This window comes from Terriglobia bacterium (assembly GCA_020073205.1).
In the GTDB taxonomy this organism is placed as follows: domain Bacteria; phylum Acidobacteriota; class Polarisedimenticolia; order Polarisedimenticolales; family JAIQFR01; genus JAIQFR01.
On record JAIQFR010000022.1, the window covers coordinates 1 to 26,770 of the forward strand.

At 70.5% G+C, this 26,770-nt stretch carries 18 protein-coding genes; 10 read left to right on the forward strand and 8 right to left on the reverse strand.

The features are described from left to right. A partial coding sequence (locus LAO51_06725; GenBank protein MBZ5638440.1) for a hypothetical protein occupies positions 1-1,591 on the reverse strand: 1,591 nt, incomplete at its 3' end. 322 nt (positions 1,592-1,913) lie between these two features. Between LAO51_06725 and LAO51_06730 the strand changes: the two genes are divergently transcribed. Together LAO51_06730 and LAO51_06735 are read left to right on the forward strand one after the other, a co-directional pair. Beyond that, the gene (locus LAO51_06730) at positions 1,914-6,356 is read left to right on the forward strand and encodes a PAS domain S-box protein (protein MBZ5638441.1); all 4,443 of its coding nucleotides are present in this window, start codon (positions 1,914-1,916) and stop codon (positions 6,354-6,356) included. A gap of 213 nt (positions 6,357-6,569) precedes the next feature. After that, a complete protein-coding gene (locus LAO51_06735; protein ID MBZ5638442.1) occupies positions 6,570-9,323 on the forward strand; it encodes a serine/threonine protein kinase in 2,754 nt (917 codons plus the stop codon). Positions 9,324-9,329: 6 nt separating this feature from the next. On the opposite strand, the gene LAO51_06740 is transcribed toward LAO51_06735, so the two are convergent. Then, positions 9,330-10,604, reverse strand: coding sequence for a polysaccharide deacetylase family protein (locus tag LAO51_06740; protein MBZ5638443.1), 1,275 nt, complete (start codon positions 10,602-10,604; stop codon positions 9,330-9,332). Between the two features lie 147 nt (positions 10,605-10,751). Here LAO51_06740 and bla point away from each other — a divergent pair, with 147 nt between their 5' ends. Continuing rightward, entirely contained in the window at positions 10,752-11,684 is a 933-nt protein-coding gene (gene bla, locus LAO51_06745) for a class A beta-lactamase (GenBank protein MBZ5638444.1), read from the forward strand. A gap of 31 nt (positions 11,685-11,715) precedes the next feature. Here the strand turns inward: bla and LAO51_06750 are convergent, their stop codons facing one another. Further along, positions 11,716-13,911 carry an alkaline phosphatase family protein gene (locus tag LAO51_06750; GenBank protein ID MBZ5638445.1) on the reverse strand — a complete coding sequence of 732 codons (2,196 nt, stop codon included), beginning with the start codon at positions 13,909-13,911 and terminating at the stop codon, positions 11,716-11,718. Between the two features lie 99 nt (positions 13,912-14,010). Between LAO51_06750 and LAO51_06755 the strand changes: the two genes are divergently transcribed. Beyond that, positions 14,011-14,721: a PilZ domain-containing protein gene (locus LAO51_06755; protein ID MBZ5638446.1), complete on the forward strand. Its 711-nt coding sequence runs from the start codon at positions 14,011-14,013 to the stop codon at positions 14,719-14,721. Positions 14,722-14,736: 15 nt separating this feature from the next. Here LAO51_06755 and LAO51_06760 read toward each other — a convergent pair whose 3' ends face one another. From LAO51_06760 to LAO51_06770, 3 genes are read right to left on the reverse strand one after another with little or no spacing between them, the layout of a single operon-like run. Then, entirely contained in the window at positions 14,737-15,168 is a 432-nt protein-coding gene (locus LAO51_06760; protein MBZ5638447.1) for a hypothetical protein, read from the reverse strand. Positions 15,169-15,201: 33 nt separating this feature from the next. Continuing rightward, positions 15,202-15,675: a sigma-70 family RNA polymerase sigma factor gene (locus LAO51_06765; protein MBZ5638448.1), complete on the reverse strand. Its 474-nt coding sequence runs from the start codon at positions 15,673-15,675 to the stop codon at positions 15,202-15,204. Between the two features lie 7 nt (positions 15,676-15,682). After that, positions 15,683-16,399 (reverse strand): CPBP family intramembrane metalloprotease, encoded by a 717-nt coding sequence (locus LAO51_06770; protein ID MBZ5638449.1) that lies wholly within the window; start codon positions 16,397-16,399, stop codon positions 15,683-15,685. 226 nt (positions 16,400-16,625) lie between these two features. Here LAO51_06770 and LAO51_06775 point away from each other — a divergent pair, with 226 nt between their 5' ends. The 3 genes from LAO51_06775 (at position 16,626) to LAO51_06785 (ending at position 19,278) form a co-directional block, all read left to right on the forward strand. Then, positions 16,626-17,648: a methyltransferase domain-containing protein gene (locus LAO51_06775; protein ID MBZ5638450.1), complete on the forward strand. Its 1,023-nt coding sequence runs from the start codon at positions 16,626-16,628 to the stop codon at positions 17,646-17,648. A 356-nt stretch (positions 17,649-18,004) separates the two neighbouring features. Further along, positions 18,005-18,916 carry a hypothetical protein gene (locus tag LAO51_06780; GenBank protein MBZ5638451.1) on the forward strand — a complete coding sequence of 304 codons (912 nt, stop codon included), beginning with the start codon at positions 18,005-18,007 and terminating at the stop codon, positions 18,914-18,916. Positions 18,917-18,969: 53 nt separating this feature from the next. Next, entirely contained in the window at positions 18,970-19,278 is a 309-nt protein-coding gene (locus LAO51_06785) for a hypothetical protein (GenBank protein ID MBZ5638452.1), read from the forward strand. A 92-nt stretch (positions 19,279-19,370) separates the two neighbouring features. On the opposite strand, the gene LAO51_06790 is transcribed toward LAO51_06785, so the two are convergent. Continuing rightward, positions 19,371-20,315: a CPBP family intramembrane metalloprotease gene (locus LAO51_06790; protein MBZ5638453.1), complete on the reverse strand. Its 945-nt coding sequence runs from the start codon at positions 20,313-20,315 to the stop codon at positions 19,371-19,373. Further along, positions 20,315-21,328, reverse strand: coding sequence for a hypothetical protein (locus LAO51_06795; GenBank protein ID MBZ5638454.1), 1,014 nt, complete (start codon positions 21,326-21,328; stop codon positions 20,315-20,317). The genes LAO51_06790 and LAO51_06795 overlap by 1 nt, the downstream gene beginning before the upstream one ends. A gap of 210 nt (positions 21,329-21,538) precedes the next feature. Here LAO51_06795 and LAO51_06800 point away from each other — a divergent pair, with 210 nt between their 5' ends. From LAO51_06800 to LAO51_06810, 3 genes are read left to right on the forward strand one after another with little or no spacing between them, the layout of a single operon-like run. After that, the gene (locus LAO51_06800) at positions 21,539-22,126 is read left to right on the forward strand and encodes a TlpA family protein disulfide reductase (GenBank protein ID MBZ5638455.1); all 588 of its coding nucleotides are present in this window, start codon (positions 21,539-21,541) and stop codon (positions 22,124-22,126) included. After that, positions 22,127-23,734: an amidase gene (locus LAO51_06805; GenBank protein MBZ5638456.1), complete on the forward strand. Its 1,608-nt coding sequence runs from the start codon at positions 22,127-22,129 to the stop codon at positions 23,732-23,734. 60 nt (positions 23,735-23,794) lie between these two features. Further along, positions 23,795-26,731, forward strand: coding sequence for a hypothetical protein (locus tag LAO51_06810; protein ID MBZ5638457.1), 2,937 nt, complete (start codon positions 23,795-23,797; stop codon positions 26,729-26,731). Positions 26,732-26,770 lie beyond the last annotated feature (39 nt).

Genomic DNA, 26,770 nt, shown 5'->3' on the forward strand with positions numbered 1-26,770 from the left:
GGCGCCCCTTGAGTTCGTAGACCCAGAAGACCGAGCCGTCCTCGAAGCGGATCGGGCGCAGGCCATAGCCGCCGTCGGCGCGGAGACGTTCCAGGAGGTCCCGATCCATCGGCGCCGAGGCGAGGATCTCGGGCCGCTGCGCCACGAGATCCCCCGTGCGATTACCTGCCTCGAAGTATCCACGATTGGGCACGATCAGTCGGGGGCGCCGGGAGAGCACGTAGGCATTGTCCCACTTCATGAGCACGCCGGTCGTCCTTTCGGGGAACGGCGTTCGCGCGATGTGTCGGTCGTTCAGCCCGTACATGTCGATCGCCGGAAGGCCCGAGTAGTACGGGATCGCTCCCGCGGACGCGACGGCGATCCAGGTGCCGGGATCCTGCGTCCGGGCGAGATAGCGACCCAGCCGGACGTTCCCCTCCTGGTAGACCAGCATCCCCTCGTGAAGAGCCGGGACGAGCTCCTGGCGCATGGCTCGCACCGAGACCGACGCGGTGAGCGTCACGGCGAGCGCGCCCAAGCCGCGAAGGGCCAGCGCCCTCCCCCGCTCGGTCCCGTTCCGGACGAACAGGAGCCCGACGAGGAAGGCCATCGGAGCGAGGACCGGGACGTAGAAGCGGTGGACCCTCAGGCTGTCGTCCCCCACGGCCACGACGTAGAGGAGCTGCGCGACGACCGCTCCGCCCATCACCACGGCGGCCCGGCGGCTTGCGCGATCCGCGATCCCCACGACGGCCCCCATCGCGGCGCACAGGATCCACCCGAGGTGAGCCGGGTTCCGCACGAAGAGGGACAGACCGTGGAGCCCTTGCACCCACATCCGGATCCCGCCGCCCGTCTTGACGTCGTAGGTGTTGGGAAACGGCGCGCCGTAGTACGCGAGCCTCCACGCGAAATGCGCGATGAGCAACCCCCCGGGAAGCGCGTAGGCCGACAGGGCGCGCCACCGGCCCTCCTCCCTCGAAAGCGCGACCGAAAGGAAGCCCAGGGCCCAGAACGCGAGCCCTTCGGGACGGGTCAGTGCGGCGGCCACGAGCGCGAGGGAGGTCCAGGCGAGCTGCCGTCGGGACGGGGCCGCGCGGGAGAGACCGGCGAGACCGGCGAACAGCAGCAGCGCGTAGGCCACCGTCTCGAGCCCCGCGACCGTCCAGAGCTGGAGCACGAAGCTCGAGCCGAGCAGGATCGCGGCCGTCGCGGCCCCCCAATCGAGCGCGCCGGCCCCGAGGAGCGACCGGTAGAGCGCGAGAAGGAGCAACGCGGCCGAAGCGCAGCCGAGCGCCTTGGACGCTGCCACGGGATCGAAGCCGGCGCCAACGGCGCCTGCCAAGAGGAGCATCCACGCGGGGCAGCTGTAACCCTCGACGCGCTCTCCGGGGTTGAAGGTCGGTCCGGCGCCGTCGGCGAGGTTCTTCGCGTAGCGGAACACGATGAACGCGTCGTCCACGGTTCTCGGCCACCAGAGGACGCAGCCGTAAGCCAGGGCGGCGAACGCCAGGGTCAAAAGGCAGACGGCGGCCCAGCCGCGGGTTCCAGGCAGGGGGGCGCCGGGGGGTCGCGCTCGAGATCCCGAGGGTCCGTTGGTCTGGGGCATCGTGACGTCCTGCTACGTGGGGGACGGAGGTTACACCGGAATCCACCCACGGTGGCCGCGAGGTTGTGGGGTGCGCTCGGAGAGAGAAAGTCGGTCCCGAGTAGTTTTTTGAATTTCAAGAGTTTATGTTTCACCCGGCGCCGAGATTCTGATTCCAACAGATGGAGATCGATCGACGACAGGATTCAGGGTGTCCCGCCGGCATGCGGCGGTGACGGGATGGAGACGCGTGACGCACGAGCGTGTTTCCAGGGACGGCAGGCATCGTGAGCCCTGCTCGCGGCGCGCCATCCTCCCTCTCCGCTGACTTCCGGAGGGACCCATGAATCGCACGTTGACCGACACACCGGCCTCCCCCGCCCCGACCCGGCTGGATCCTTCCGGCCCGCAAGCCGGCGATGCGGCCGCGCTCGAGGCGGTTCGGCGCCGGATCCTGATCGATCAGTCCAGGGACGGCATCGTCGTCCTCGATCAGAACGGCCGGGTCCACGACGCGAACCGTAAGTTCGTCGAGATGCTGGGGTACTCGGCCGAGGAAGCCCTGGATCTTCACGTGTGGGACTGGGACACGCAGTGGACCCGACCCGAGCTGCTGGAGATGATCCGCCTCGTCGATGCTGCCGGGGCCCACTTCGAGACCCGCCATCGCCGAAAGGACGGGACCCTCCTCGACGTCGAGATCAGCACGAACGGGGCGGTTTTCGGAGACGACAAGCTCGTGTTCTGCGTCTGCCGGGACATCTCCCAGCGCAAGGCGGCGGAGAGCGCGCTTCGGGATCGCGAAGAGGTCTACGGCGCCATCGTCAACCAGGCGGCCGAAGGGATCGTCCTCATCGACGCCGAGACCCTGCGATTCGTGGAATTCAACGATGCCGCTTGCGCGGAGCTGGGCTACACCCGGGAGGAATTCGGACGGCTGACCCTCCTCGACATCCAAGGCGTTCTCGACGAGGGCGAGGTCTCGGCGCGGATCCGAAACGTCCTGCGCGCCGGCGAAGCTCACTTCGTGAACACCCATCGGCGGAAGGACGGGGTCCTGCGGGACACGGAGATTTCGAAGCACGTCGTCCGCCTCCGCGGTCGGGATTACTTCGCCTCGACCTGGCGCGACGTCACCGAAAGCAATCAAGCCGAGCGGAACCTTGCCCAGAGCGAGCAGCACCTTCGCACCATGCTGCGGACGACCATGGACGGGTTCTGGGTCGCCGACCCCCAGGGGAGGTTCCTCGACGTCAACGACGCGTTCTGCGCCATGACGGGGTACACGCGGGACGAGATCCTCGGGATGGGGATCCCCGACGTCGAGGCCGTCGAGTCGGCGGCGGAAGTCATGGCGCACATCCTGGAGATCACTCGCCGTGGCTCGCACCGGTTCGAGTCGCGGCACCGCCGCAAGGACGGACGCATCCTCGACGTCGAGGTCAGCGCGACGTCGATGGACCTCGGCGGCGGGCGCGTCGTCTGCTTCTGCCGTGACATCACCGAGCGCAAGCAGCTGGAGGTCGAGCGCGGGATCTCCATGCGCCTGTTGCAGATTTCGAACACCACGACGGGCCTTCGAGACCTCATGCGGGACGTGACCCTGCTGCTCAGGGACTGGTCCGGCTGCGAGGCGGTCGGAATCCGAATTCGGGAAGGAGACGATTTCCCGTACATCGAGGCCCGGGGGTTCCCGCCGGACTTCATCCACGCCGAGAACTCGCTCTGCGTCCGAGATCCCCAGGGCGAGCCGGTTCGGGACGTCCAGGGCAATCCCGTGCTGGAGTGCATGTGCGGGAACGTCCTGTGCGGACGGTTCAACCCGGAGAAGCCCTTCTTCACCGGTAGGGGCAGCTTCTGGTCCAACGGCACCACGGAGCTTCTGGCCAGCACGACGGACGCCGACCGGCAGGCGCGCACCCGCAACCGCTGCAACGGCGAGGGGTACGAGTCGGTGGCGCTCGTCGCGATCCGCACCGGCGAGACCGTGCATGGGCTGCTCCAGTTCAACGACCGCCGCAAGGACCGGTTCTCCCAGGAGCGCATCGCGCACTTCGAGCGGGTGGCCGACCAGCTCGCCAGCATCGTCGCCCATCGCCAGGGCCAGGAGGATCTGGCTCGGAGCGAGAGGCGGTACCGTTCCCTGGTCGAGACCACGTTCGATTGGATCTGGGAGGTGGACGCCGGCGGGACCTACACGTACGTCAGCCCGAAGGTCAAGGATTTCCTGGGTTACGAGCCCGAGGAGGTCGTCGGACGCACCCCGTTTGATCTCATGCCCGAGGACGAGGCTCGTCGGGTGGGTGAGATCTTCGGGACCATCGCGGCCGAGCAGCGGCCCTTCGCGGGCCTCGAGAACGTCAACCTGCACCGGAACGGCCGGCGGGTCGTCCTCGAGACGAGCGGCGTCCCGGTGTTCGGGCCGCACGGGCAGTTCCAGGGGTACCGCGGAAGCGATCGGGACATCACCCGGCGGAAGGAGGCCGAGACCGCCATCGCGGCCCGACTCGAGCTGGAGGCGCGGCTTTCCAAGCTCGCGGCCACGGTTCCCGGAGCCGTCTACGCGTTCCGGATGCGGCCGGACGGCTCGTTCCATTTCCCGTACGCCGCCCCGTCCTTCGCGGAGATCTTCGGGATCGCCACGGAGGGGCTGGTCGACGACGCGGCTTCGGCGTTTGCGGCCATCCACCCGGACGACCTTTTGCGGGTCTTGGGTTCGATCCAGCAGTCGGGGCGCACGCTGTCGCCGTGGCAGGAAGAGTTCCGCGTTCGGCACCCCCGAAGAGGCGAGGTCTGGGCCGAGGGACGCGCCGCGCCGGAGCCCGAGCCCGATGGTGGCATCCTCTGGCACGGGTTCCTTCACGACGTCACCACCCGCAAGCGAACCGAGTTCGAGCTCCGAAGGCGCGACGCACAGCTCGAGGAAGCTCAGCGGACCGCCCGGATCGGCAGCTGGGAGTGGGATGTCGGGTCGGACGCCACGACGTGGTCCGCGGAGATGTACCGGCTCATCGACGTCGATCCGCAGTCGGCGCCGCTCGATTTCGCGGGTTTCCTGGCGCGCGTGCACCCTGAGGATCGCGACCGCTTCATCCGGATCCACGAGCGCGCGCTCGAAACGCACGAGCCGTTCGAAATCGACTTCCGCGTCCTGACCCCGGGCGCCGAGGTCCGCTGGGTGCACGGGAGCGGCCAGGCCCTGACCGACGAGGCCGGCCGTCCCGAACGGCTGCGCGGAACGATGCAGGACATCACCGATCGCATGGGCGCCGAGGAGGCGCTCAACCGCTTCGTATCGTCGAGCCCGGCGGTGATCTACGCGCTCGCGGAGGAGAGCGGGCAGCTCCGGCTCAAGTGGACCAGCGAGAACCTGGTCCAACTGACCGGCTACGAGCGCGGCGAAGTGGACGAGGCGTGGTGGTACGCGAACCTCCATCCCGACGATCGCGAGCGCGTCCTGGCGGCGCAGCCGGTTCCCTACGACATCGAGCACCAGGTCCTCGAGTTCCGCTTCAGGCGGAAGGACGGGAGCTACGCCTGGATCCAGGACGAGAAGCGCCTGCTCCGCGGCGCGGACGGTCGTCCCACCGAGATCGTCGGCTCGTGGTCGGACGTGACCGCGCGTGTGGAGCTGGAGGAGCAGCTACGCCAGTCGCAGAAGATGGAGGCGATCGGACGGCTGGCCGGCGGGGTCGCCCACGACTTCAACAACCTGCTCACGGTGATCACCGGCTACAGCGAGCTCCTGCTCCAGATGCTCCCCCCGGACGACTCGAAGGCGAGGTACGTCGGGGACATCCGGGACGCGGGCGAGCGCGCCGCGGCCCTGACCCGCCAGCTCCTCGCGTTCAGCCGGAAGCAGCTGCTCGAGCCCAGAGTGCTGGACCTCAACGACGTCGTGCGCGACCTCGACAAGATGCTGCGCCGATTGATCGGCGAAGACGTCGTCCTGACCACCGTCCTCTCTCCCGACGCGGCGGCCGTCAAGGTCGATCCCGGCCAGATCGAGCAGGTGGTGATCAACCTGGCCGTGAACTCGAGGGACGCGATGCCGGGCGGCGGCCGGCTGACCATCGAGACGCGCACGGTGGAGCTGGGCGAGGAGGAGTGCCGGGTTCACTGCGACGCCCGCCCCGGCCTCTACACCCGGATATCCGTGAGCGACACGGGGTGCGGCATGACGCCGGAGATCAAGGCCCGGATCTTCGAGCCGTTCTTCACCACGAAGGCGCCGGGCAAGGGGACGGGGCTCGGGCTCGCGACGGTGTTCGGGATCATCAAGCAGAGCGAGGGACTCGTCGAGGTCGACAGCCACGTGGGCGAGGGCACCTGCTTCAGGATCTTCCTTCCCGCCGCCGACGCGGAAGCGGTGGCCCGTAGAGACGGCGCCGGAGCGGAAGCGGTGCTCGAGGGGAGGGAGACGATCCTCCTGGTCGAGGACGAGGCGGGAGTGCGCGGTATCGCCCGAAAGGCGCTCCAGGCGCGGGGTTACAACGTGCTCGAGGCCAGCGACGGGTGGGCGGCCATCGCGACCGCGGAAGGCTGCGGCGTCCCGATCGACCTTCTCGTCACCGACGTCGTGATGCCGGAGGTGAGCGGCCCGAAGCTGGCCGATCTCCTCCGCGAGCGCCGGGCCGGGCTCAAGGTGCTGTTCGTCTCCGGATACACCGACGACCTCATCGACGAGCGCGGAGGGCTGCGGGAGCGCGAAGCCTTCCTCCAGAAGCCGTTCTCCCCGGCCGTCCTGGCCAGGAAGGTCCGAGCGGTGCTCGACGCGAGGAGTTGACCCCCGAGGCCCAGCGCGGCATCGCCCCGCCCGCGTCGCGATGACCTCACCGCGGCGCCGACGCGCACGGCTTCTCCGAATCCCGGATTTCGTGTAGGGTCAGGCGCAGATCGGGCCCCGGCGCGGATCCCGCCGGGCAGAGGCGACAGGCGCATGGCCGACGACGAACCCCACGAACGAGCCCGGCCGGCCGACCCTCGGCGGCGGGGACGCGTGCTGCGGTTCGCAAGCCTCGCCGAGGGCTCGGTCTTCGCAGGGCGTTACGAGATCCGCGAGCCGCTGGGCGCCGGCGGCACCGGGGAGATCTTCCACGCCTTCGATCGGATCGCGAGGACGGACGTCGCCCTGAAGGTCCTGTTCCCGGGGGCCACCGACCGGGATCTCGATCGCCTGAGGCGGGAGCTTCGGGTCGTGAGGTCGCTCCAGCACCCGGGCATCCTCCGCGTCCACGACATCGGCGAGAGCGACGGGCTGTTCTTCATCGTCTCGGAGCTGCTCCGAGGCGAGAGCGTCGCTTCGCGAATCCGCCGCGAGGGTCGGCTCGCGCCCGACGAGGCCGAGCGGATCCTGCGCGGCATCCTCGAGGCGCTGGGGGTGGCGCACGACGCCGGCGTGATCCACCGCGATATCAAGCCGGGCAACGTCTTCCTGGCGGAGAGCGCCGGCGGCGGCCCGCCGCGCATCGTCCTCCTCGACTTCGGCTTCGCGCGCCCCGTGCGGGAGACCGGGCTTACCGCGACGGGCCGGTTCGTGGGGACCCCCGAATACTGCTCGCCCGAGCAGATCCTGGGCGAGAGGGACCTCGGTCCGGCGACCGACCTCTACTCCTGCGGGGTCACGCTGTGGGAGATGCTCTCGGGCAGGCCGCCGTTCCAGGGGACGTCGGAGGCGGACGTGTTCCGGGCCCACCTCGACGCCCCTCCCCCCCGGGCGCGCGTCGAGCTGGCGGCGTGCCCGCCGCGGCTGCGCGCCCTGACCCTTCGTCTGCTCGAGAAACGTCCCGAGGACCGGCCCGGGGACGCGAGCCGGGCTCTCGAGTGGCTCGACCGCCGCTTCAGCGCGGCGGATCGCCTGGCCGGCGCCGCTCGCGGACTTCGTCTCGCGGCGGCTCGACGCAAGGGACGGGTCGCCGCCGGCGGGGCGGCCGGGCTCCTGATCCTCGCGCTCCTGGCGCTGGCGCTGATCGCTCCGGTCCGCGTGGGGTGGGAAGTCGACCGGCTCGTCTGGCAATCCCGAGGGGGCCCGACGATTCGAGGCGCCGCCTCCGGGCGCGGGATCACCGCGATCGCGTCGAACCCGGATCGCGGCATCTTCACCACCGATGCGTTCGTCGCGCAGCAGCCCATGCCCCTCGGAGAGGACACACCGTTCGACGGCTCCAACGTGCCGCCCATGCTTTATCGGGTCAGGCTGCCGTTCGACTGGCGACATCCGCTTCTCACCGCGCGTGAGCAGGGCGAGCTGTTCGGCGTCCGGCCGTATCGCTTCTACAACCCGATGCTCGTTCCCCGGAGGCTTTTCGCCCTCGGGCCCCTCGCCCGAGGCGAAGCGCCTCTCCTGGCCGTGACGGCGTATCACCCGTGCGGCTATCCGTGCCGGCTCGTGCTCCTCGAGGAAGGCGGGACCACGCTCTACACCTACGACCACCCCGGGTACATCGAGAGCGTGAAGCTCTGCACCGTCGGCGGCAAGCGGAGGCCGATCCTCCTGATCGGCGGGTTCAACAACCTTCTCGGGCCGCGGGAGGTGCTGTTCGCGCTGTCGACGAACCGGCAGCCGCGGGGCCAGGCCCCTCCGTTCACCGGCGCATCCGTCGAGGCCGACACCGCGCTCTGGTATCTGCCCCTCCCCTACGACGCCTCGACCGGCGATTTCGATGTCGAGGTGAGCGGGAGCACCGCCGACGTGAAGCTGACGGGGAACACGAGGATCGCCGTCAGTCTCGAAAACGGCGTGCCCCTCGAGGCGGCACGACGCGGTGGCCTCTCCGAGGACGAGTGGAGCCGGTCGAGGGAAAAGGTCATGGCCGCCCTCGCCGGCGCGGCCAAGCTCGCCGGCGCCGGCGACGCCGCGGGAGGCGCGGCGGCGCTCGAGGCCGCCGCCGCCGATGCGAAGGGGGTGCCGATTCTTCGGTCGATCGCGCTCTACTGGGCCGCCCGGCTGCGGATCGAGACCGCTCGCGAGGCCGGCGAGCCCGCTCTCCTCTCCGCGTTGGCTCTCGTCCGGCAGGTGATCGACGAGGAGCCCGAGCCGCCGCGCTACCGCCTGCTCGAGGCGGAGATCCTCGCGCGTCTCGGATGGAGCGAAGAAGCCCGCCGGGCGCTCCTCGCCTGGAGCGCCCGCCCGTCGCACCGGATGTACCAGTACGAGTGGTTCCTCATCGGATGGCTGGCGGGCTTGCCGCCGGAGATCCGATCGGTCTCGGAGGACGAGGGGGGGCCGGATCACGGCGTCGAGGACCACCTGGTCCGCATGGCCGACCGGTTCCGACGGAACGACCCGGAGGGGGCGGCGCGCGAGGCGCTGCGCTTGACCCCCATGGAGAGGCCGTGGCAGGTGCTCCTCTACCTGCTCGCGGAATCCCGTCTTGTCCGGCCGGTCTCGGATCCCGCGGCCGCGTTGGGGGCCCTCACCCGGGCCGAGCGGAGCCGCACGACGGGGGTGCCGGTGCCCCTCCATGTCGCGACGCTACGGGCCTGCATCGCGATGGGACGGGATCCGGGGAGGGAGGACGTCCAACGAGCGGCCCGAGATCTGGACGATATCGCCGGGCACGCATTCTCGAGCATCGAGTCGCTCTTCCTTCTGAAGTTCGCGGCGGACGACGCCGAATGGGTGCTGTCGCGCAGGCCGGATCTCTCCGAGCTGCGACCGGGCGCGGCGCTCTCCCGCGCGCTCGCCGACCGCTGGTCAAGATTCGGCCGCGCCGAAGACGCGCTGGCCGCCTCGCGCATCCCGGCGAAATGAACGAGGCTACATCGACGCGTCCCGTACGATCCGCCAGCCGTCCCGCGTCCTCTCGAGCGCGAGCATCGTGAGCCCGGACGCCTTCGGCTTCTCGGGGTACGCGAGGGTCCAGCGCGCCACGACGACGACGCCGTGGACTCGGCCCGGGAGCGCATCGCCGTTGGGGGTGACCTCGCGCCCCCAGGTCGGCCGGACGTCGAGGATCTCGAGCGTCAGCGAGCCCATCGCGGCGGCGTCGGGATAGCGCTTCCGGTAACGCTCGAGGACCTCGCGCCTTCCCCGGACGAGACCTGACGGTGAAACGAACGTCGCGTCGTCGTCGTAGACCGACACGAACGCGTCGAGGTCCCCGCGGCTCCACGCCACAGCCTGGTCGTGGAGCAGCGCCAAGATTTCGTCCCGCGCGGCCTCGACCTCGCGCAGGTGGTCGATCCGGTCCCAGAGCCCGCAACCGAAGGAAGCGACGAATCGCGGCGGCTCGGCGAACGCCGGATCGGCCAGCACCTCGTCCGCGGTCGCGAACCGATGGCCGGTCTCCTCGAGCCAGGAGAAGAGCCGGTCCCACTGCGCGGCACCGACCTCGGTCGCGTGGAGGAGGAGGATCTGCGGCGTCGTGCGGCCGAGCAGGCGGTCTCCGAGCTTCTCCTGCCGCAGGACGGCGAGGCGGAGCGAGGCCTGGTAATCCTCCGCGACGCCGGACCGTGCGCTCCGGCCGCCCACCCCCCGCGCCTCGACCCAGGGAGCCTCGAACGACCAGTCCTGGTCGTCGATCGTAACGGGCAGGCTCCTCTGTGCTGTCCGGGCGAGCCACGCTCGCGCCTCGTCGAGCTGCTCCGTCGAGCCGCCCTCGGTGAGGAACGGAAAGCGGAAGAAGCGGAGCGCGAGACCGCGGCGCGCGAGGTGGGCCGCCAGGCTCTTCCGGCCGCGTTCGGCGTCGGCGATCCAGGCGGAGGCGCCCACCTCGGAGAGGTCGAGATGGCCGTACGTGTGGTTCCCCAGCTCGTGCCCGCTGTCGAGCCAGAGATCGAGGAGGCGGTGGCCCGCGTCGTCGCGGACGTTCCTCCAGGTCACGAGGCCGACCGCCCGGATGCCGTGCTTGCCGAGGGCGGCGAGGAGGCCGCGGGTGATCCGCTCCCGCTCGTCGTCCGCGGGGTGCAGCCTCGCCGACGAGATCGGGAGGTCGTCCACCGTGACCAGGACGGGACGTTTCGCGTCTTCCGCCGCCTGCGGACGACTCGCGGCGGCGAGCGCGACGAGAACGGCGACCGCGGTGCGGCGCATCGGGATCCTCCTTCGTGGGCGGCGGGAGACCTCCCCGCGGGTTCCCGCGTAGAATATCCCGTGGTGCGTTGCAGAGGCTCGGAAGAGCCTCGGAGACGGGTCCCACGAACGGAGCGGGTCGAGCGAGGGAGACTGGCCGTGAGCCTCATGGCTGGAAAGCTCGCCGGGTGCGCGCGGCGCCCGGCGATCCTGCTCTGCGTCGCCGCGGCGGCGCTGCCTGTCCGCGTCTCCGCGGCGACGGGCCGGCACGCCTGCGCCCCGACCGATCTCGGCGCGCGGATCGAAGACGTCGCACGGGAGGCGCACGGACCCGTCGGAGCCGCCGTGATGCTGGTGGAATCGGGGGAGACCGTCTCGTCGAGCGGCGATCGCAGGTTCCCGATGCAGAGCGTCTACAAGCTCCCCATCGCGATGGCCGTGTTGCACCGCGTGGACCGGGGAACGCTGAGCCTCGGGCAGACGGTCGGGATCCGGCCGGAGGATCTCGCCGCCGCCCAGCAGCACAGCCCGATCCGGGACGCCCATCCCGGCGGCGCCGAGCTGACCGTGCGCGAGCTGCTCCGTTACATGGTGTCCGAGAGCGACGGAACGGCTTGCGACGTCCTGCTCGATCTCGTGGGCGGGCCACGGCGGGTCACGCAACGCCTCCGAGATATCGGCATCACGGGAATCGTGGTGGCGACGTCGGAGAAGGAGATGGGGCGGGAGCCGAGGGCGCAGTTCCGCAACTGGGCAACCCCGCTATCCGCGCTGGCGTTGCTGAAGTCGCTCCACGAGGGGCGGGGGCTCGCGCCGGCCAGCCGGAGCCTGCTCCTCGAACTCATGGCGAGGGCGAGCACCGGCCCGAGGCGGATCAAGGGGCTGCTGCCCGCGAACACGCCGGTGGCGCACAAGACCGGGTCTTCGAGTACGATCGACGGCCGGACGGTCGCGACGAACGACGTCGGCCTGGTGACGCTGCCGGACGGGCGGCATCTGGCCGTGGCGGTGTTCGTCTCGGACTCGACGGCCGACGAGGCCACGCGCGACGGGGTGATCGCCAGGATCGCCCGCGCCGCCTGGGACTGCTTCTCCAACTGACCGGGTCGATGGACGAGTCGTCGAGCGCCGCCTACGGCTCCTTCTGCGCCGACCCGTCCAGGAGCCGCCGGATCTCCGGTTGTTGCGCATCGAGGGCGAGCGACCTCTCGAGGGCTCGCCGCGCGTCGCCCGGGCGCCCCGCCGCCGCTAGCGCCCTCCCGTAGAGCGCCTGGTTCAGGGCGGTGGCCGGGCTCCTCCGCAGGAGGCGCTCCGTCAGCTCCACCGCGCGGTCCGGGCGCCCGAGCCGAAGCTCCACGTCGGCGGCCCGCTCCAGAGCCAGCGGGAGATCGGGCGCGATGTGCAGCGCCTCGTCGTAACGGGCGGCGGCTTCGTCGAGGTGCTTTTCCTCCTCGGCCACGACACCCAGGCCGGTGCAGCCCGATGCGCGGTCCGTGGGGCTGTCCGCGTACCGGCGCGCGACGTCCATCAGGCGGCGCGCCCCGGCGAGGTCCCCGCGCCGCAGGAGAGCCTGACCGAGGACGAGCGACACCCTGCCGTTCGAAGGATCCCGAGCCAGCGCCCCCTCGAGCACGCGGATCCCGTCGCCCTCTCGTCCCGCGCTCACGTAGGCTTCCCCGAGGCGGTCCGCGTAGGTCGCGCCGACCCGGGGGTCGAGCTTGGCGGCCTTCTCCATGAAGGGAACCGCCGACTTCGCGTCGCCTCCCGCGAGGTCGACGAGCCCCTCCCCGAGGAAGCCCAGCGCGAACGTCGGAGCGTCGCGCTGGAGCGAGCGCAGGCTCCGGAGGGCGTCCTCACGCTTCCCCGAATTGGCGAGGATGACGGCCTCGTTGAAGCGGTTCAGGAGCACCCCCTCCTGCCCGCGACTCCCCACGACGCCTCCTCCGTCGGAGCGCTTTGCGCCCTCGCCGCCGGATCCGCCGATGTAGCCCAGCGCGCGCAGCTTCGCGATCTGCTCGTCCGACGAGGCCTCGGCGGGCTCCGGCGCCTCCCGCGGGCCCGCCGCCTCGTAGTCCGCCACCTTTCGCACCGGCCGGGCCAGGACCTCCCCGGTGAGCGCCTCGTCGAGAGACTTTCCCTTGAGCGTCGCAGCGATGGGAAGGCCCGCGAGCCGGCAAAGCGTCGGAAGCACGTCGTAGGCCGTCGCCTCTTGCAGCACCGCGCCGGGCTTGACGCCGCGTCCCCACAGCAGCAGCACCCCTTCCGGCCGGTGCCACATGGGGGCCTGGTTGGCGTGCTCCGACAGCACCGGGGTCGCGGGGCGGCGCGGCCCGGTCTTGAACCCATGATCCGACATCACCATGACGGTGGTCCTGGCGGGGTCGACGCGCGACACGAGCTCGCCCACGATCTCGTCCACGTGCTCGTAGTACCGGTCGAACGTCTCCCCGAGGTGCCGCGCCTGCTCGGCATCCACCCCCGGGAGGGGCGGAGGCGCGAACTGCGCGAAGAGGTGCCCGACGGAGTCGGTCCCCTCGAAGTACACCGCCGAGATCGCGGGATCGAATCGCTCCATGAGGAGCGGCGTCAGCCGGCGGTAGAGCTCGGTGGTGCGGAGGATGCCGAGGAACGTCTTGAAGGTCTCCTGCCGGATTCGGACCGTGGAGCCCCCGCTCTCGCCCTTCTTGAAGTAACGGGCCACCGCCCGGTCGCCGACGTCCCGCTCCACCTGCGCTCTCAAGGCCTCGATCTCGGGCAGGAGCGTCTCGGGATACACGAGCCCCGTCGCGGCCCGCTCCGCGGTGCCTTCGACCTGGTGCGTCCCGAGCCGGTCCGACACCAGGTACCCGTCCACCCGCTCCGCCGGCCAGGTCGTGTACCAGCCGACGACCCCGACCTTGATGCCGAGTTCGCTGGCCACGTTCCAGAACGCGCGGACCCTCCGCTCGTCCGACCGGACCGGCTGCGTCGCGTCCCCCCGCGAGGTGAGGAACCCGAAGATCCCGTGCTCGGTCGCGGAACGGCCGGTCGCGATCGTCGTCCAGATGACCGGCGACAGCAGCGGCTCCTCGACGTGGAGCACCCCCGAGGCCCCCTCGCGCTCGAGGCGGGCGAGGTTGGGGAGGTGGCCCAGGGCGGAGAGCCGATGGATGATCTCCCAGTCGGCCGCGTCGAGGCCGATGAGCAGGACCCTGCACCCCGCGAACGGCCTGCTCGGAGGAGCGGGAGAGGCGGTCGGCTTCGGAGCGGAGCTACCGCACCCGGCGAGGAGCATGAGCCAGGCGCACCCGACCGCCGCAATTGGGGGGAACCTGCTCGACCGTGCCATGTCGCTCGGAGTCTACCATGCGGTCCGATCGCGGCGGCTCGCCTCGGCCCCCCTCTCTCCGGCATAATCGCGGGAGCCTCGACGAGGAGAGTGTCGCCCGTGAAGCCGAACTGGTGCCCCCGCTGCGGATCACTCCACGCCCCACGCCGTCCCGACTGTCCCGTGGAGATCCGCGCCACCGAGCCCGAGCGGCATGGATGGAGGGTCACGGTCGCGACGCCGGTCGGCGTCGAGGCGTACGGCGTCCTCGTGGCCCGCTGCGAGGAGGGATGGCGGGCCCGGATCCTGACCTACCCCAACGTCCTCTGGACCATTCCCGGCGGCGAGGTCTCGATGAAGTTCCTCGGTCCGACGCCGCAGGAGGTCGAGCGAAGCGCGATCGCGTTCATCGAGGATCACATCTCGAAGCGGGGGTACTCGCGGCGCGACGCTCTCGAGCCGGTGCAGGCGGGGCCGATACCCGTGGAGCACCGCGCGCGCGCCGACGCCGGGCCGGCCCGTCCGAAGCGCGGAGCGCCCGCCCCCCGAAAGCTGCGGACGATCCCCCTGCTGTTCGGACCGGTGAGACCGCAGAGGAGAGCCGTCACCGGGAACCTGTCGGAGACGGGTCTCTTCGTCGTGACCGACGCCCCCCTGAGCCGCGGGAGCCCGATCGCGATCGAGCTCGAGACCGACGCGTACTCGATACGGGTTCGCGGAACCGTGGTCTGGAACCGGCGCAAGCCGGGGATCGGACGGCTCGCGGGGATGGGAATCCGCCTGGACGACCGGCCGGCCCTGTACACGCAGTTCGTCCGCCAGATTCCCTGACCTCGACGTGGAGCCTCACGGCGCCGTGAAGCGGAGCCTCCGACGCACGAGGTGGTGACCCACCCAGCACACGACGCCGATCGCCATGGAGATCCCGAAGGGAACGGGATGGTCCCGGATCAGCAGGTGGAAATCGGTGAGCCGCCCCTGATCGAACGAGATCTGGCTCGTCAGCGAGACGACGGAGAAGCCGATTGCGAATCCGAAGAGCCACTTCTGCAGGCCGAGAAGCCGGCGCGTGCGGCGGAGCGCGCGCATCTCCAGCTCCGGGGGTAGCGCGGAGGGAACGCCGCGGGCCAGTTCCTCGTCCCACCCGGTGCGCACACGCTGCGCCAGCACAGGGTCACGGCTCAGGTACTCCTCGACCAGGGCGCGCGTCGCCGGGCTGGCCTCGCCGGCCACGTAGAGCGGCAGCAGGTCCAGAATGACTTCCCGAGTGACGTTCATTTCACATTCCCTCCGGGTGACTTGCGGTGGACCCTAGGACTCCCTGAGCCGAGACAGCGCGCGGCGAGCGCGGTGCACCTTGACCTTCGCCGCGCCGACCGAGATCCCGAGCGCCCGGGCGATCTCGTCGTAAGGCATCGACTCGATCGCCCTCATGAGGAGGGCCGAACGATCCGCCTCCGGCAACCCCTTTAGGGCGGCGAGCGTGGCCCGGAACTCGGCCCGCCGATCCGCGGTCGCTTCCGGGTCCGGCCGTCCGTCCGGCAGGCTCTCGTCCAGCGCGCCGTGGCGTTTCTCCTTCCTCAGGCCTTTGAGGAACAGGTTTCTCGCGATCGTGCAGAGGTAACCCTTCACCGTGGCCATCCGGACCGGCTCGGGGGAAGTCCACAGGCGAACGAAGGTCTCCGAGGTGATGTCCTCCGCCTCGCTCCGGTTACCGGTGAGGTAGAGCGCGAAGCGGAAGACGCCGGGGGCGTGCTCCCGGTAGATGGCGCTGAAGTCGGTCATCGATGGATCAAATCCCGAAGATGCCTCCCAAAACGTCGGTCCCCGCATGCGCGATCATGCCGGGGCGAAGGCTTCGGCGCCAGATCGCGAGCCCTCCGTACGCGGCCCCGAGCACGGCGATCTTCGAGCACGCGAGCACTCCCTGGTAACCGTGCGCCACCCCGAAGAGCAGGGCCTGGAGGACCAGGCCCGCCCATCGATGGCGCGCCAGAACCTCGAATTGACGCTGGAAGTACCCTCGGAAGACCACCTCTTCGCAGATCCCGGCGCTCAGGGAGAGCAGAACCCAGAGCGCGATCTCGACGGGCCGCCGCGGCAAGAGCGGTTCTATCGAGGCCGCGTGCCCCTCTCCGAGAAGCCGGTCCGCTCCGGTCTCGGCGGCTTTCCACAGCGCCCAGAGCCCCCCCCCGAGCGCGACATCGACGAGAGGATCCTTGATACCTGTCCACCGTCCCCCGATGAGCTCCCGCAGCGTCGTTCCGCTGCGGCGCAGCCCGCCCTTCCACACGAAGTACAGCAGTCCCCATTCCAGGGCGAGCATCGAGAGATACAGGGGGACGAGCGTGGGGGGGCGCACCGCGGAGGGGTCCCTGAGCGCCGCCTTCTGGAAGAACACGCCCGCGACGGTGAACGCGAGAAAGACCGCCACGAGCAGAGCGGTGTGCCACCGGGGCGCGACGAGCTTCGGGGCGCCGGGGCGAGTGTCGGTTTCGACAGCGGGCATCTTGGACTCTCCGGGTGTTGGAGTTCTGTTCCGTCACGACAGGTATCCGGGAACGTCCCGGAAGTTACGGAGAGTCGTTGATCTCCTTCGGACGGTGCCGTGGGGGCCAGACCGGTTTCGCGCCGTCCACGGCACTCCTTGAGCTCGCAGCCCCTGCGCCCCTATTGTGCCCGCACCGGACGCGAATAGACTCTTCGGGAGCGCGGCAACCGGAGGAGGAACGCCGATGCGCCCAGTGGCCGAACGGTCGGGTGGGCTCCGGTCTCTGCTCGGACGATTCGTCGGCCGCGAGATCGAGTCCCGGATCGCCGACAACTTCAGGGACCTCGATCCCGCCGGCGTCGAGCGGATCACCGCCTCGCTGAAGGAGAGCTACTTCTCCCGGTCGTATCTCGCGGAGCGACAGGCGGATTCCCTCGACGCGTACCTCGCCTCGGACGCCGGGGGGAGTGACCTGCGCGACCACCTTTCCCGGCGGTTGGAGGGCTTCCGCACCACGGTCGTTCCGTGGCTCGACCATGCCAAGCCCCTGTCCGGCTCGACCGTTCTCGAGATCGGTTGCGGCACGGGCTCGTCCACCGTGGCACTTGCAGAGCAAGGCGCGAAGGTCACCGCGGTGGACGTCGCCGAGGAGAGCCTCGCCGTGGCGCGGGATCGATGTCGAGTCTACGGCCTGGACGTGGAGCTGCTCGAGTGCAACGCGACGGAGGTCGGCGGAAGGCTCTCCGACCGGCGCTTCGATTTCGTCATCCTCTTCGCCTGCCTGGAGCACATGACCCACGGCGAGAGGATGATCGCGATGACGGACACGTGGGGCATGCTGTCCCCCGGCGCCCTGTGGTGCGTCGTGGAGACGCCCAATCGCCTCTGGTTTTTCGACCACCACACGTCCCTCCTGCCGTTCTACCCCTGGCTCCCGGACGACCTCGCGCTCCTGTACTCGCGCTTCAGCCCGAGGCCGTCGTTCCGGGGGTCGTATCCCGAGTGCACGGGCGACGCGATGCAGCGGTTCCTGAGGCGCGGGCGCGGCGTGAGCTACCACGAGTTCGACCTGACGCTGAAGCGGGCCGAGGAGCTTCGGGTGATCAGCAGCCTTCCCCTCTACCTCAGGGGGAGGAGCCTGAGGCGGGAGGTCGCCTGGAGGCGGTCTCTCGATCATCGGTTCGAGTCGTTCCTGGCGCGCGTCGGGCCCGCGATTCATCGGGGCTTCTATCAACCTTCCCTGGATCTGATCATCGTCAAAGAGTGAGCTGTCGCCGGCGCTTCGCTCGAGAGTGCGCCCCTGACCGTCGAGCGACTCGTGCCTCGGCGCGGTGGCATGGGTGGAAAGGTTCCGGATCGCCGGGTCATCGACCCGAGCCACCGCGAAAAACAGGTTTGGGCTCGTCGAGGTTCGGGTATATTGCTTCTCAGTCCGTCGAACTCGAGGTGGAAGTGGTTGCCCATTCGACCGAAGTCGGCGGCTCGACCCCAGGAGTCGCGTGTCGCGCGGTCGTCGCACTCGCGACAGGTTTGCTCGCCCTTGGGCTGTCACGCTGTGGTGGGAACACCAGCCTCGACGCCTTTCCCGTCGAAACCTCCGTCGAGAGGGTCGGGACCCTCGACGTGGGATCCCTCGGCCTGCCGTTCCGCGGTGGCCGTCTCATCCAGATCCTGGCCGCCGGCCCGGACTCGCTCTACGCGACGGCCGCCGACCCGGCGCAGGTCCTGCGCCTCGGACTTGACGGCACCGTTCGTTGGGCTACCGACGGCTCGGATTCGGCGTCCGGCAAGTTCCAGGGGCCTTGGCTTCGGCTGTCGCGCTCGGCGGACGGCCTGATCCTCGCGGACGGCGGCTCCCGGCGGGTCGTGAGGCTCTCGAAGGACGGCGCGATCGTCGGAGAGGCCGCCCTCACCGCCGCGTTCGGAGCGGTCGGCGCCGCCGAGCGGAACGTGTTCGCGTATCCGAACGCCACGGGCTACCTCTTTGACGTGCTCGACGGCGACCTTCGATATGCGAAATCGCTCGTTCCCCTGCCGGGCGCGACCGATCAGGTGACGCCGATGGGTTGTCTTTTGCTCGACGACCCGAAGGGCGGGGTGATCGCGCTCTGGAACCCCGGCCGCAAGGTGTTCCATTTCGGCTCGGACGGAAGACCGACCGGGGAATTCACCATCGATCCCCCCGACTTGGTGGCGGATCTCGCTCTTCGCACGCGGAAGGTGGAGGAGACGGCGAAGTCCCAGGGGCACCGAGGCTTGGTGAACCCGTTCGTCGATTTCTTGAGGGACGGCCAGGGCCGGCTCGGCGCGCTCTACGTCTTCGAGAACGGAACGGCAACGACCGGGAGCCAGGGCGCCGCTTCTCCCACGGCGCGTGACGCTGCGATCTACAGGTTCTCGCCGGAGGGCCGCGCGGTGGACGTGATCCGCGGCCTCGGAGAGGTGGGAGGGGCCGCGTTCTTGGGAGAAGGGTTGGTCGGCTTGGAACCGCGATCCAACCGGATCATCCGGTTCCGCTTGAAGGAGGCTCGTTAACCGTCCGGGTCGGCGTTCGCTGTCGCGGGAGCGCCGGGAAACAGGAGGGTGCCATGGTACGACGTGCGAGGTTCTGGTTGATGGCGCTGTTGGTGGGGGTCGCGGTCGGCTCAGCCGGTCTCGCGCTCGCCATCCCGAACTGCTGGGAGATTTGCGACTACGGACAGGGCTACGTCATGTGTTCCTACGACGGGGGCTGCGTCGGTGCGACCCAGGTATGCATGAACGGGCAGGGGTACTGCCAGTTCACCTGCTGGGACGGGTCGGTCTACTACATGATCTGCCACAAAGACTGCCCCACCGGCGGCGGCGGCTCCCCCGTGTTCAGGAAGCCGAACATCGAGCAGGCGCCTTCGGATTGATCCCCTTCAGAGGCGGCGGAAGACGCCGAGCGGGTCCCTTTCGGAGCTAGCGCTCGCGCGGCCGGGAGGATCGGGCCGCCGGACTCCGGTCTTCAGCCGCCCGACCGGATCCGGGATAGGAGGACCGGCAGGCCGACCGCCAGCACGAGCGCGATGGCCCAGCGGGCCCAGGCAGGCGCCGGGATGATCTCAGGCCAAGTGCGTCCGTGCCCTCCATGGCGGTCGGCTTCGCCGGCCACTCGGGTGAGCTTCAAGGCTCGACGGGCCCCCGCGAACGCGAGGGCCGCAGACCCCACCAGCCATACGGCGAAGTAGGCGGCTTCGATCGCCCTGCCCCGAAAGACGTTGAGCCACGCCTGCCCTACCGCCAGGAAATCGTACGCGAGGTGCACACCGACAGCGGCTGCGAGGCTGCCCGTGGCTTCGTAGAGCCGCGAGATGATCCATCCGCCGGCGGCCAGAGACGCCAGCAGCGCCAGATCGAGGGAGGATGCCGTGCGGCCCGGCGTCGAGTGATAGAAGGCGAACAAGACGGGGATCGTGACGAGGGTCGGCCACCCGCCGAGGCAACGGCGAAGCCGATCCTGGCTTGCCCTGAACACCACCTCCTCGGCAAGGACGCCGAACGGCAGAGTCCATGCGAACCGCAACAGGGCGCCGGGCGCTCCCAGTCCTCTGCGGGCGAATTCCGACGCATCGAGACCGGGGACGAGGAAGCGCAACGCGAGCGCCATGACGCCGAGGAGAAGGATCGCCTCCGAGCAGCGGGTCGCGACGAATCGACGATCGGCTCGCGCGGGACCCGCGCCCCTCCGGTGCAGGCGGAGGCCGTTCAGGAGGTAAACGACGCCCACGACCACCGCAAGCTCCGCGAACGCTGCCAAGAGGTACCCCCTCGGCGTCCCGCGGAGCAGCACCGAGATCGGCGCCTCGATACGGCCGACGCCGACGCCGTAGGCGGTGACGAGGATCGCGGCCTCGGCGCAGAGAAGGGCCGCCGGGAAACCGTTCGAAGCCCGTGCGGAACCCTTGCTCATCAGGGCTCTCGATCGCGGCGGTAGGTCGCCAGGGCGAGCATCGCTCGAAGCGTGGTGAAGACACGGCCGGAGGAACCGCCGGTTCCACGCGCCTCGCTCCAACCGCCGTAGTGATCCTGCCCCGCGAGGAGCGTCCTCACCCCCGGCTCCAACGACTCTCTCCGCGCCTCCCCTTCCGGCGCGAGCGAACCGAGCAGGTTCGCGAGGGTCAGCGTGCTGTCCTCCAACTCGGAATCTCCGAGGAGGCGGACGCCTTCCTCGACGAGGCCCCGGCGCATCCGGTCGACCTTGGGATCGCCACCGGGAGCACCGCCCGTCGACTCGCGAAGATCGCGTAGCGCGTCGAGGGCGAGGACCACCAGATTGGCCCGCGCGACGGAGGACTGAGGACGCCCGACACGAAGCAGCGCCTCCTTGCCGATCCGAAGGACCAGGCCGTTCCCCAGCGGAGGATCGATCCCCGATACGAGAACGGCCCGTGCTGCCCACGATTCGTCGGCCAGCAGGCGGAACGACTGCTCCCCCGTGTAGAGGTTGGCGGGAAGCCACCCGTCGCCGTCGAGGCCCGACACGAGCACGCGCGCCAAACCGACATCGCGGCTCAGCCAAGCGAGGATCGCGTAGGTGTCGAGCGCGATGCCGCCCGGCGACGGCGAGCGGCGCAGGTTGTAGATTCCGAAAGCGCGCCACGAGGGGACGAGCGCCGTGGTCAGAGCCTCCGCTCTTTCGAAGAGGACGGCCGCCGGGCCCGGCGCGACGCCGGTCTCCTTGAGCATCCGGACGATGAAGTACGCGTCGAGGAGGCGGTACGTGACCTCGTACCCCTCGAGCGGAGAAGACAGGCGCTCGTCGGTGTAGACGTATCGGAGGTAAGGATCGTCGAACGAGTTGCCGTGGTACGCGGACGCGACGAACCCCAAGCCCGACCGGACGGCGGCGTCGATAGTCGTCCGATCCGGCCGCGGGCTGCGACAGGCGGCGAGCGGCCACGACATCGCGGCGATCAAAACCAAGGACAGTCCCCCGGAGATCCTTGACGGTCTACGGCGGGACACGTTCGAACCGCCGCACCGGTAAGGCGGGGTTCCGCGCCGAGCCCATGTTCGCGGTGGTCGGTTCATCCCGCCTTGATGCTACTCCCGAATCGAGGTGCTCCGTCCCTTCCTCGCCAGGCGACATTCCGTGTGGCGGCCCACGATCGGTCGAGATAGGCTCACCATGTCATGAGGCGAATCTGGCCGAGCCTGCTGGCCACTGCGGTGAGCGGTTCCGTGGCGCTCGCGGGCGGCCCGGGCGCGAGTCTCGTCGGCAAGCCGTCGCCGGAGTGGCCCGTCCTGCGCTGGGTTCAGGGGGGACCCCTCAGCCTCTCGGACCTTCGCGGCAAGGTCGTCCTCGTCCGGTTCTTCATGGACGCCGATTGCCCGTACTGCTCCGCCACCGCCCCCGCTCTCAACGCGCTCTACCGGGAATTCGGCTCGCGAGGCCTGGTGGTGGTCGGCATGTACACCCCGAAGCCGCGACCCACGCCCACGACCGTCGAGGAGGTGAGCCGATACGTCGCGGCGTACGGGTTCCTGTTCCCGGTGGCGATCGACGATGAGTGGAGCGCGTTGCGCCGCCTCTGGCTCGACCGGGTCCCGGACGCCGAGTTCACGTCGGCGTCGCTGCTCATCGACCGGGAGGGGATCGTTCGCCACGTGCACCCGGGCGGTTCGTTCGCGGCGAACTCGAAGGACGCGAAGGCGCGGGCGGAGTACGCGGCGATGCGCGCCGCCGTGGTGTCGGCGCTGGGGGGCCGCGGCGAGGATTGAATGCCGGATCGTCGTGAGTTCCTGAAGACGGGCCTGATCGGTGCGGCCGCCGTCGCCGCGTCCTCTCGACTCGAGCTCGGGGCGCAGGCGCCCGCGCCGGTTCCGGCGTTCGAGCTCGAGGAGTTCACCTTGGCGGAGCTCGGTGCCGGGCTCGCGTCCGGGCGATTCACGTCGCAGCAGCTGGTGCAGGCGTATTCGCAGCGGATTGCCGACATCGACCGGCAGGGCCCGACGCTCCGTGCCGTCCTCGAGATGAACCCGGACGCGATGGCCCTCGCTCTCAAGGCCGACGAGGAGCGGAAGGCCGGAGGGGCGCTTAGGCCCCTCCACGGCATTCCGGTGCTGGTCAAGGACAACGTCGCGACCGCCGACCGGATGTCGACCTCGGCGGGGTCGCTCGCGCTCGCGGACGCGAGGTCTCCGAAGGACTCGTTCGTCGCGGCGCAGCTGCGCAGGGCGGGAGCGATCCTGCTCGGGAAGACCAATCTGAGCGAGTGGGCGAACCTCCGCTCCACGCACTCCTCGAGCGGCTGGAGCGGGCGGGGCGGCCAGACGCGCTGCCCCTACGCGCTCGATCGCAGTCCCTCGGGGTCGAGCTCCGGCTCGGGGGCGGCGGTCAGCGCGAGCGAGTGCCCGGTGGCGATCGGCTCGGAGACGGACGGCTCGATCGTTTCGCCCGCGTGCGCGAACGGCCTGGTCGGGATCAAGCCCACGGTCGGGCTCGTCGGCCGCACGGGAATCGTCCCCATCTCCCACACGCAGGACACCGCCGGCCCGATGGCGCGCACGGTCGCCGACGCCGCGGTTCTTCTCTCGGCGATCGCGGGGGCCGATCCGGACGATGCCGCGGCGAGAGGATCCGCCGGCAAGACGCAGGACTACGTCCAGGCGCTCGATCCGGGAGGGCTGAAGGGCGCCCGCCTCGGCGTCGTGCGCAAGTACGCGGGCGAGAGCCGCGCGGTGGACGCGCTGTTCGACGACGCGCTCCAGGTGCTCCGGGGGGCGGGGGCGGAGATCGTCGACCCGGTCGAGATCGGGGGCCTGGGCCAGTTCGAGGCGCAGGAGCTGATGGTTCTCCTGTACGAGTTCAAGGCCGGACTGGACGCGTACTTCCGGTGGTTCGGGCCGAGCTCTCCCCTCAAGTCGCTGGCCGACGCCATCGAGTTCAACGAGCGGCACGCCGAGCGGGAGATGCCGTACTTCGGGCAGGAGCTGTTCCAGCAAGCGCAGGAAAAGGGTCCGCTGTCCACGCCGGAGTATCTGAAGGCGCTCTCGCAATGCCGGCGGCAGTCGCGCGAGGAAGGGATCGACGGCGCCTCGCGCAAGCACCGGCTGGATGCGCTGATCTGCCCGACGGGGACGGCCGCGTGGCCCATCGACCTCGTGAACGGCGACGGCGGCTACCTTAGCTCGTCGACCCTCGCGGCCGTGGCCGGGTATCCGCACGTGACGCTGCCGATGGGATACGTGTTCGGGCTGCCGGTGGGCATCTCGTTCTTCGGGCGCGCCTGGGCCGAGGCGACGCTGATCAGGCTCGCGTACGCCTTCGAGCAGCGGACCAGGTTCCGGAAGGCGCCGAAGTTCCTCCCGACGGCCGAGGTGAAGTAGGCGCGAAGACGTCGGCGACCGCTGCTACGTTCCTCCACCCGGTCTAGAATCGGGCGCACCATGGGTGCGCCGGAGGATCGGGGACGCGGCATCGGGAACCTCGCGGCTCGGGCCGCCCTCGCGGGGCTCGCGGGGCTGCTGGCCGCGCTCGCCGCGGGAAGCGCGAGCGCGGGGGTCGTCTTCGCGCGGCGCTTCGACGCGTCGAACGGTCTCAGCGTCAGCTACTGCTCGAACGTCCTCCAGGACGCTCATGGCTTCCTCTGGATCGGCACGCCGGGCGGGGTGTTTCGGTACGACGGGCAGGCGTTCCGGCTCGTCATTCCGTTGAACGCGACTCCGATCGGAGGCACCGCTTCCGAGTCGATGATCCTGAGGGACGCCGATGGACGCCTCTGGCGGGCCGCGGGGGATGCCGCTTCCCCTCTCGAAGGGCCCGACGGCCGTCCGGCGGACGGAGTCCGGTTCGCGACCTTCACGGGAGACGGGGCCCTCTGGGCGATGTTCGATCGCCGCCTCGAGAGGCTCGCCCCCGGCGGAGTCTGGCAGCCCGTCGATCTAGAGCCCGGACCCGAGATCGGACTTCTGTTCGCCGACCGGGGGGAGACCGTGCTCGCCGTCACGGATGATGCGTTGCTCCGGATCACCCCTGGCGGGCGGACGACGACCCTCGCGCGCGCGGCGGATCCCGTGGCCGTGCGGTCGCTCGCGGACGGATCGATCGTCTTCGGCTGCGCCGACGGCAGCGTCCACCTCTGGGCCGCGGGGAAGGACAAGGCGCTGTTCCACGAGCCCCACCGGCTGATCGACGTCGTGCGCCGGGGCGAGACGTTCTGGGCGGCCTACGACTCCGGCATCGTGGCGGAGCGCGACGGGGCACCGCCCGAGTGGGTCACGCCGGCGATCGGGGCCGAGGGGGGCGGTCCCCTTCTCGTGGACCGCGAGGGCAGCCTGTGGGTGGCGACGCCGTTCGGCCTCGTGCAGATGCCCGAGCCGGACACGCGCATGGCGGAGGAAACGGGAGGGGGCCGCAGCTTCGCCGTCACGCAGGATGCGCTCTGGCACGCCCTGTGGGGAGGCTTGCACCGGACGCCGCGCGGCCCCGCGAGCGCTTCGTGGCAGCGCGTGCCGTCGGGGAGCATCTACCCGCCGTGCGTCGACGCCGAGGGGCGCGTCTGGCAGGCGGGGGACGACCTGTTCCGAGTGTGGGACGCGCGCGGCGGGATGCACGCGGTCCGCGCGCCGGGACTGCGGGGGAACTGGCGCTGCTCGGCGAGCGACGACGGCTCGATCTGGATTCCGACCAACCTGGGAGTCTTCCGCCTCGAGGCGGGGGACGACGCCCCGCGTCTCGTGGTGCGCTCGATCCCCGGCGAGGATCGCGGCACCCCGCGCGGCTACCGCGCCTTCGAGTCGCCGGGCGGAGATCTCTTCGTCGCGCGGGGGGACCGGGTCTGCCGCGCCGCCGTGCGCCAGGTCGAGGGCGACGGCCGACCCGAGTGGACCTGCCAGGAGGTACCGGGCGCAGGTTCGTGGGAGGGCTTCGCCGCCATGCCGAGCGGAGACACGTGGGCCGCCGTGGGCGGCCGGGGGTTCTTCCGCCATCGCGGCGGACGTTGGGAGCCGATCCCCGGCTCCGCTCGTCTCGCCTCTCAGTGGACCTCGTCGATCACGCGCAACGCGGACGGCACGGCGTGGCTGACGGGATGCGGCTACGCGGTGCGTGCGGCGGAGCGGCCGGGGGAGCCCGACGGGTGGGAGATCGTCGAGCAACCCGGCGCCTGGCAAGGCGTGTGGAAGACCCGGGTCGCCGACGCGATCGAGGATTCGGACGGCGGGGTCTGGCTCTCGGTCGACATCGGCGTGCTCGAGGTTCCCGCCGGCGTGCGGCGCGCTGCCGTGCCCCCTCCTGCGGTGGCGCTGGCCGAGGCTTCGATCGACGGGCGCCCGTTGCCGGTCGCGGAGGCCTTGCGGCTGCCGCACCACCGGAACCGGCTCGAGCTGCGCTTCGCCGCCGCGAGCTACCGGGACCCGTCGCTGCTGCGGTACCGGTCGCGACTCCGCCCGGACGAGCCGTGGTCGCCACCCACCGCCAACCCGCTCTTCAGGTTCGTCGACGTCGCCCCGGGAGAGTACCGCGTCGAGGTCGAGGCGACGCTCGACGGCGTGCGGTGGTCGCCCCAGCCGGCGCTCTTCTCCTTCTCCGTCGGCCGACCGTGGTACCTGGAGCCGTGGGTGTTCCTCGCGGCGCTCGCCGCCGCGGCCGGGGCCGCGTACGCGGTGCACCGCACGCGCATCGCCGTCCTCGTGCGCCTGGAGCGCCAGAGGGCCCGCATCGCGATGGACCTTCACGACGAGCTCGGCTCGGGGCTCGGCACCATCGGCATCCTCGCCGGCGTCGCCGCGCGTCCCGGCGTCGATGCCGAACGGCGCTGGGCGCTGGTCGAGAGGATCGGCCACGTCTCGCGCCAACTCGGAGACTCCCTCACCGACATGGTGCGGACGCTCAGACCCGGGGCGGCGAACACCGCGTCGCTCGCCGCGCACCTCCGCGAGCGCGGCGAGGCGATGTTCCCGGGGCCGGAGCCGCGGCTCGAGGTCGACCTACCCGATCCGGTTCCCGTCGTGCCGCTCTCGCTGGCCGTTCGCCGCAACGTCGCTCTGCTCGGGCTCGAAGTGCTGCACAACGCGGCGACGCACGCGGGGGCGCGGAAGGTGACGCTCTCGCTCGTGCCGGGCCGGCGCTTCTGGACGCTCTCCGTGAGCGACGACGGGCGCGGGCTCGGCGAGGCGGGACCGCCGGCGCCCGGCCACGGGTCGGGCCTCGACGGGATGCGGTGGCGGGCCGAAGCGATCGGGGCGCGGCTCGAGATCGCGGCGGACCCGAGCCGAGGCACGCGGGTCCGTCTCGAGTTCGAGCCGGATTCGGTCGAGCGCGACATCCCGGAACGGGGAAAGCGTCAACGGACGGCGGGACGGAGCAGGGGCAGCGCCGGCTGAGCCAGGAGAGCCCTGAGCGTGGCGTGAACGGGATCGGCG

Excerpts from the sequence above, each read along its gene's own strand:
- LAO51_06730 (MBZ5638441.1), top strand. The coding sequence starts at position 1,914 with ATGAATCGCACGTTGACCGACACACCGGCCTCCCCCGCCCCGACCCGG.
- LAO51_06740 (MBZ5638443.1), bottom strand. The coding sequence starts at position 10,604 with ATGCGCCGCACCGCGGTCGCCGTTCTCGTCGCGCTCGCCGCCGCGAGT.
- bla (MBZ5638444.1), top strand. The coding sequence starts at position 10,752 with ATGGCTGGAAAGCTCGCCGGGTGCGCGCGGCGCCCGGCGATCCTGCTC.
- LAO51_06750 (MBZ5638445.1), bottom strand. The coding sequence starts at position 13,911 with ATGGCACGGTCGAGCAGGTTCCCCCCAATTGCGGCGGTCGGGTGCGCC.
- LAO51_06760 (MBZ5638447.1), bottom strand. The coding sequence starts at position 15,168 with ATGAACGTCACTCGGGAAGTCATTCTGGACCTGCTGCCGCTCTACGTG.
- LAO51_06765 (MBZ5638448.1), bottom strand. The coding sequence starts at position 15,675 with ATGACCGACTTCAGCGCCATCTACCGGGAGCACGCCCCCGGCGTCTTC.
- LAO51_06770 (MBZ5638449.1), bottom strand. The coding sequence starts at position 16,399 with ATGCCCGCTGTCGAAACCGACACTCGCCCCGGCGCCCCGAAGCTCGTC.
- LAO51_06775 (MBZ5638450.1), top strand. The coding sequence starts at position 16,626 with ATGCGCCCAGTGGCCGAACGGTCGGGTGGGCTCCGGTCTCTGCTCGGA.
- LAO51_06785 (MBZ5638452.1), top strand. The coding sequence starts at position 18,970 with ATGGTACGACGTGCGAGGTTCTGGTTGATGGCGCTGTTGGTGGGGGTC.
- LAO51_06790 (MBZ5638453.1), bottom strand. The coding sequence starts at position 20,315 with ATGAGCAAGGGTTCCGCACGGGCTTCGAACGGTTTCCCGGCGGCCCTT.
- LAO51_06800 (MBZ5638455.1), top strand. The coding sequence starts at position 21,539 with ATGAGGCGAATCTGGCCGAGCCTGCTGGCCACTGCGGTGAGCGGTTCC.
- LAO51_06805 (MBZ5638456.1), top strand. The coding sequence starts at position 22,127 with ATGCCGGATCGTCGTGAGTTCCTGAAGACGGGCCTGATCGGTGCGGCC.
- LAO51_06810 (MBZ5638457.1), top strand. The coding sequence starts at position 23,795 with ATGGGTGCGCCGGAGGATCGGGGACGCGGCATCGGGAACCTCGCGGCT.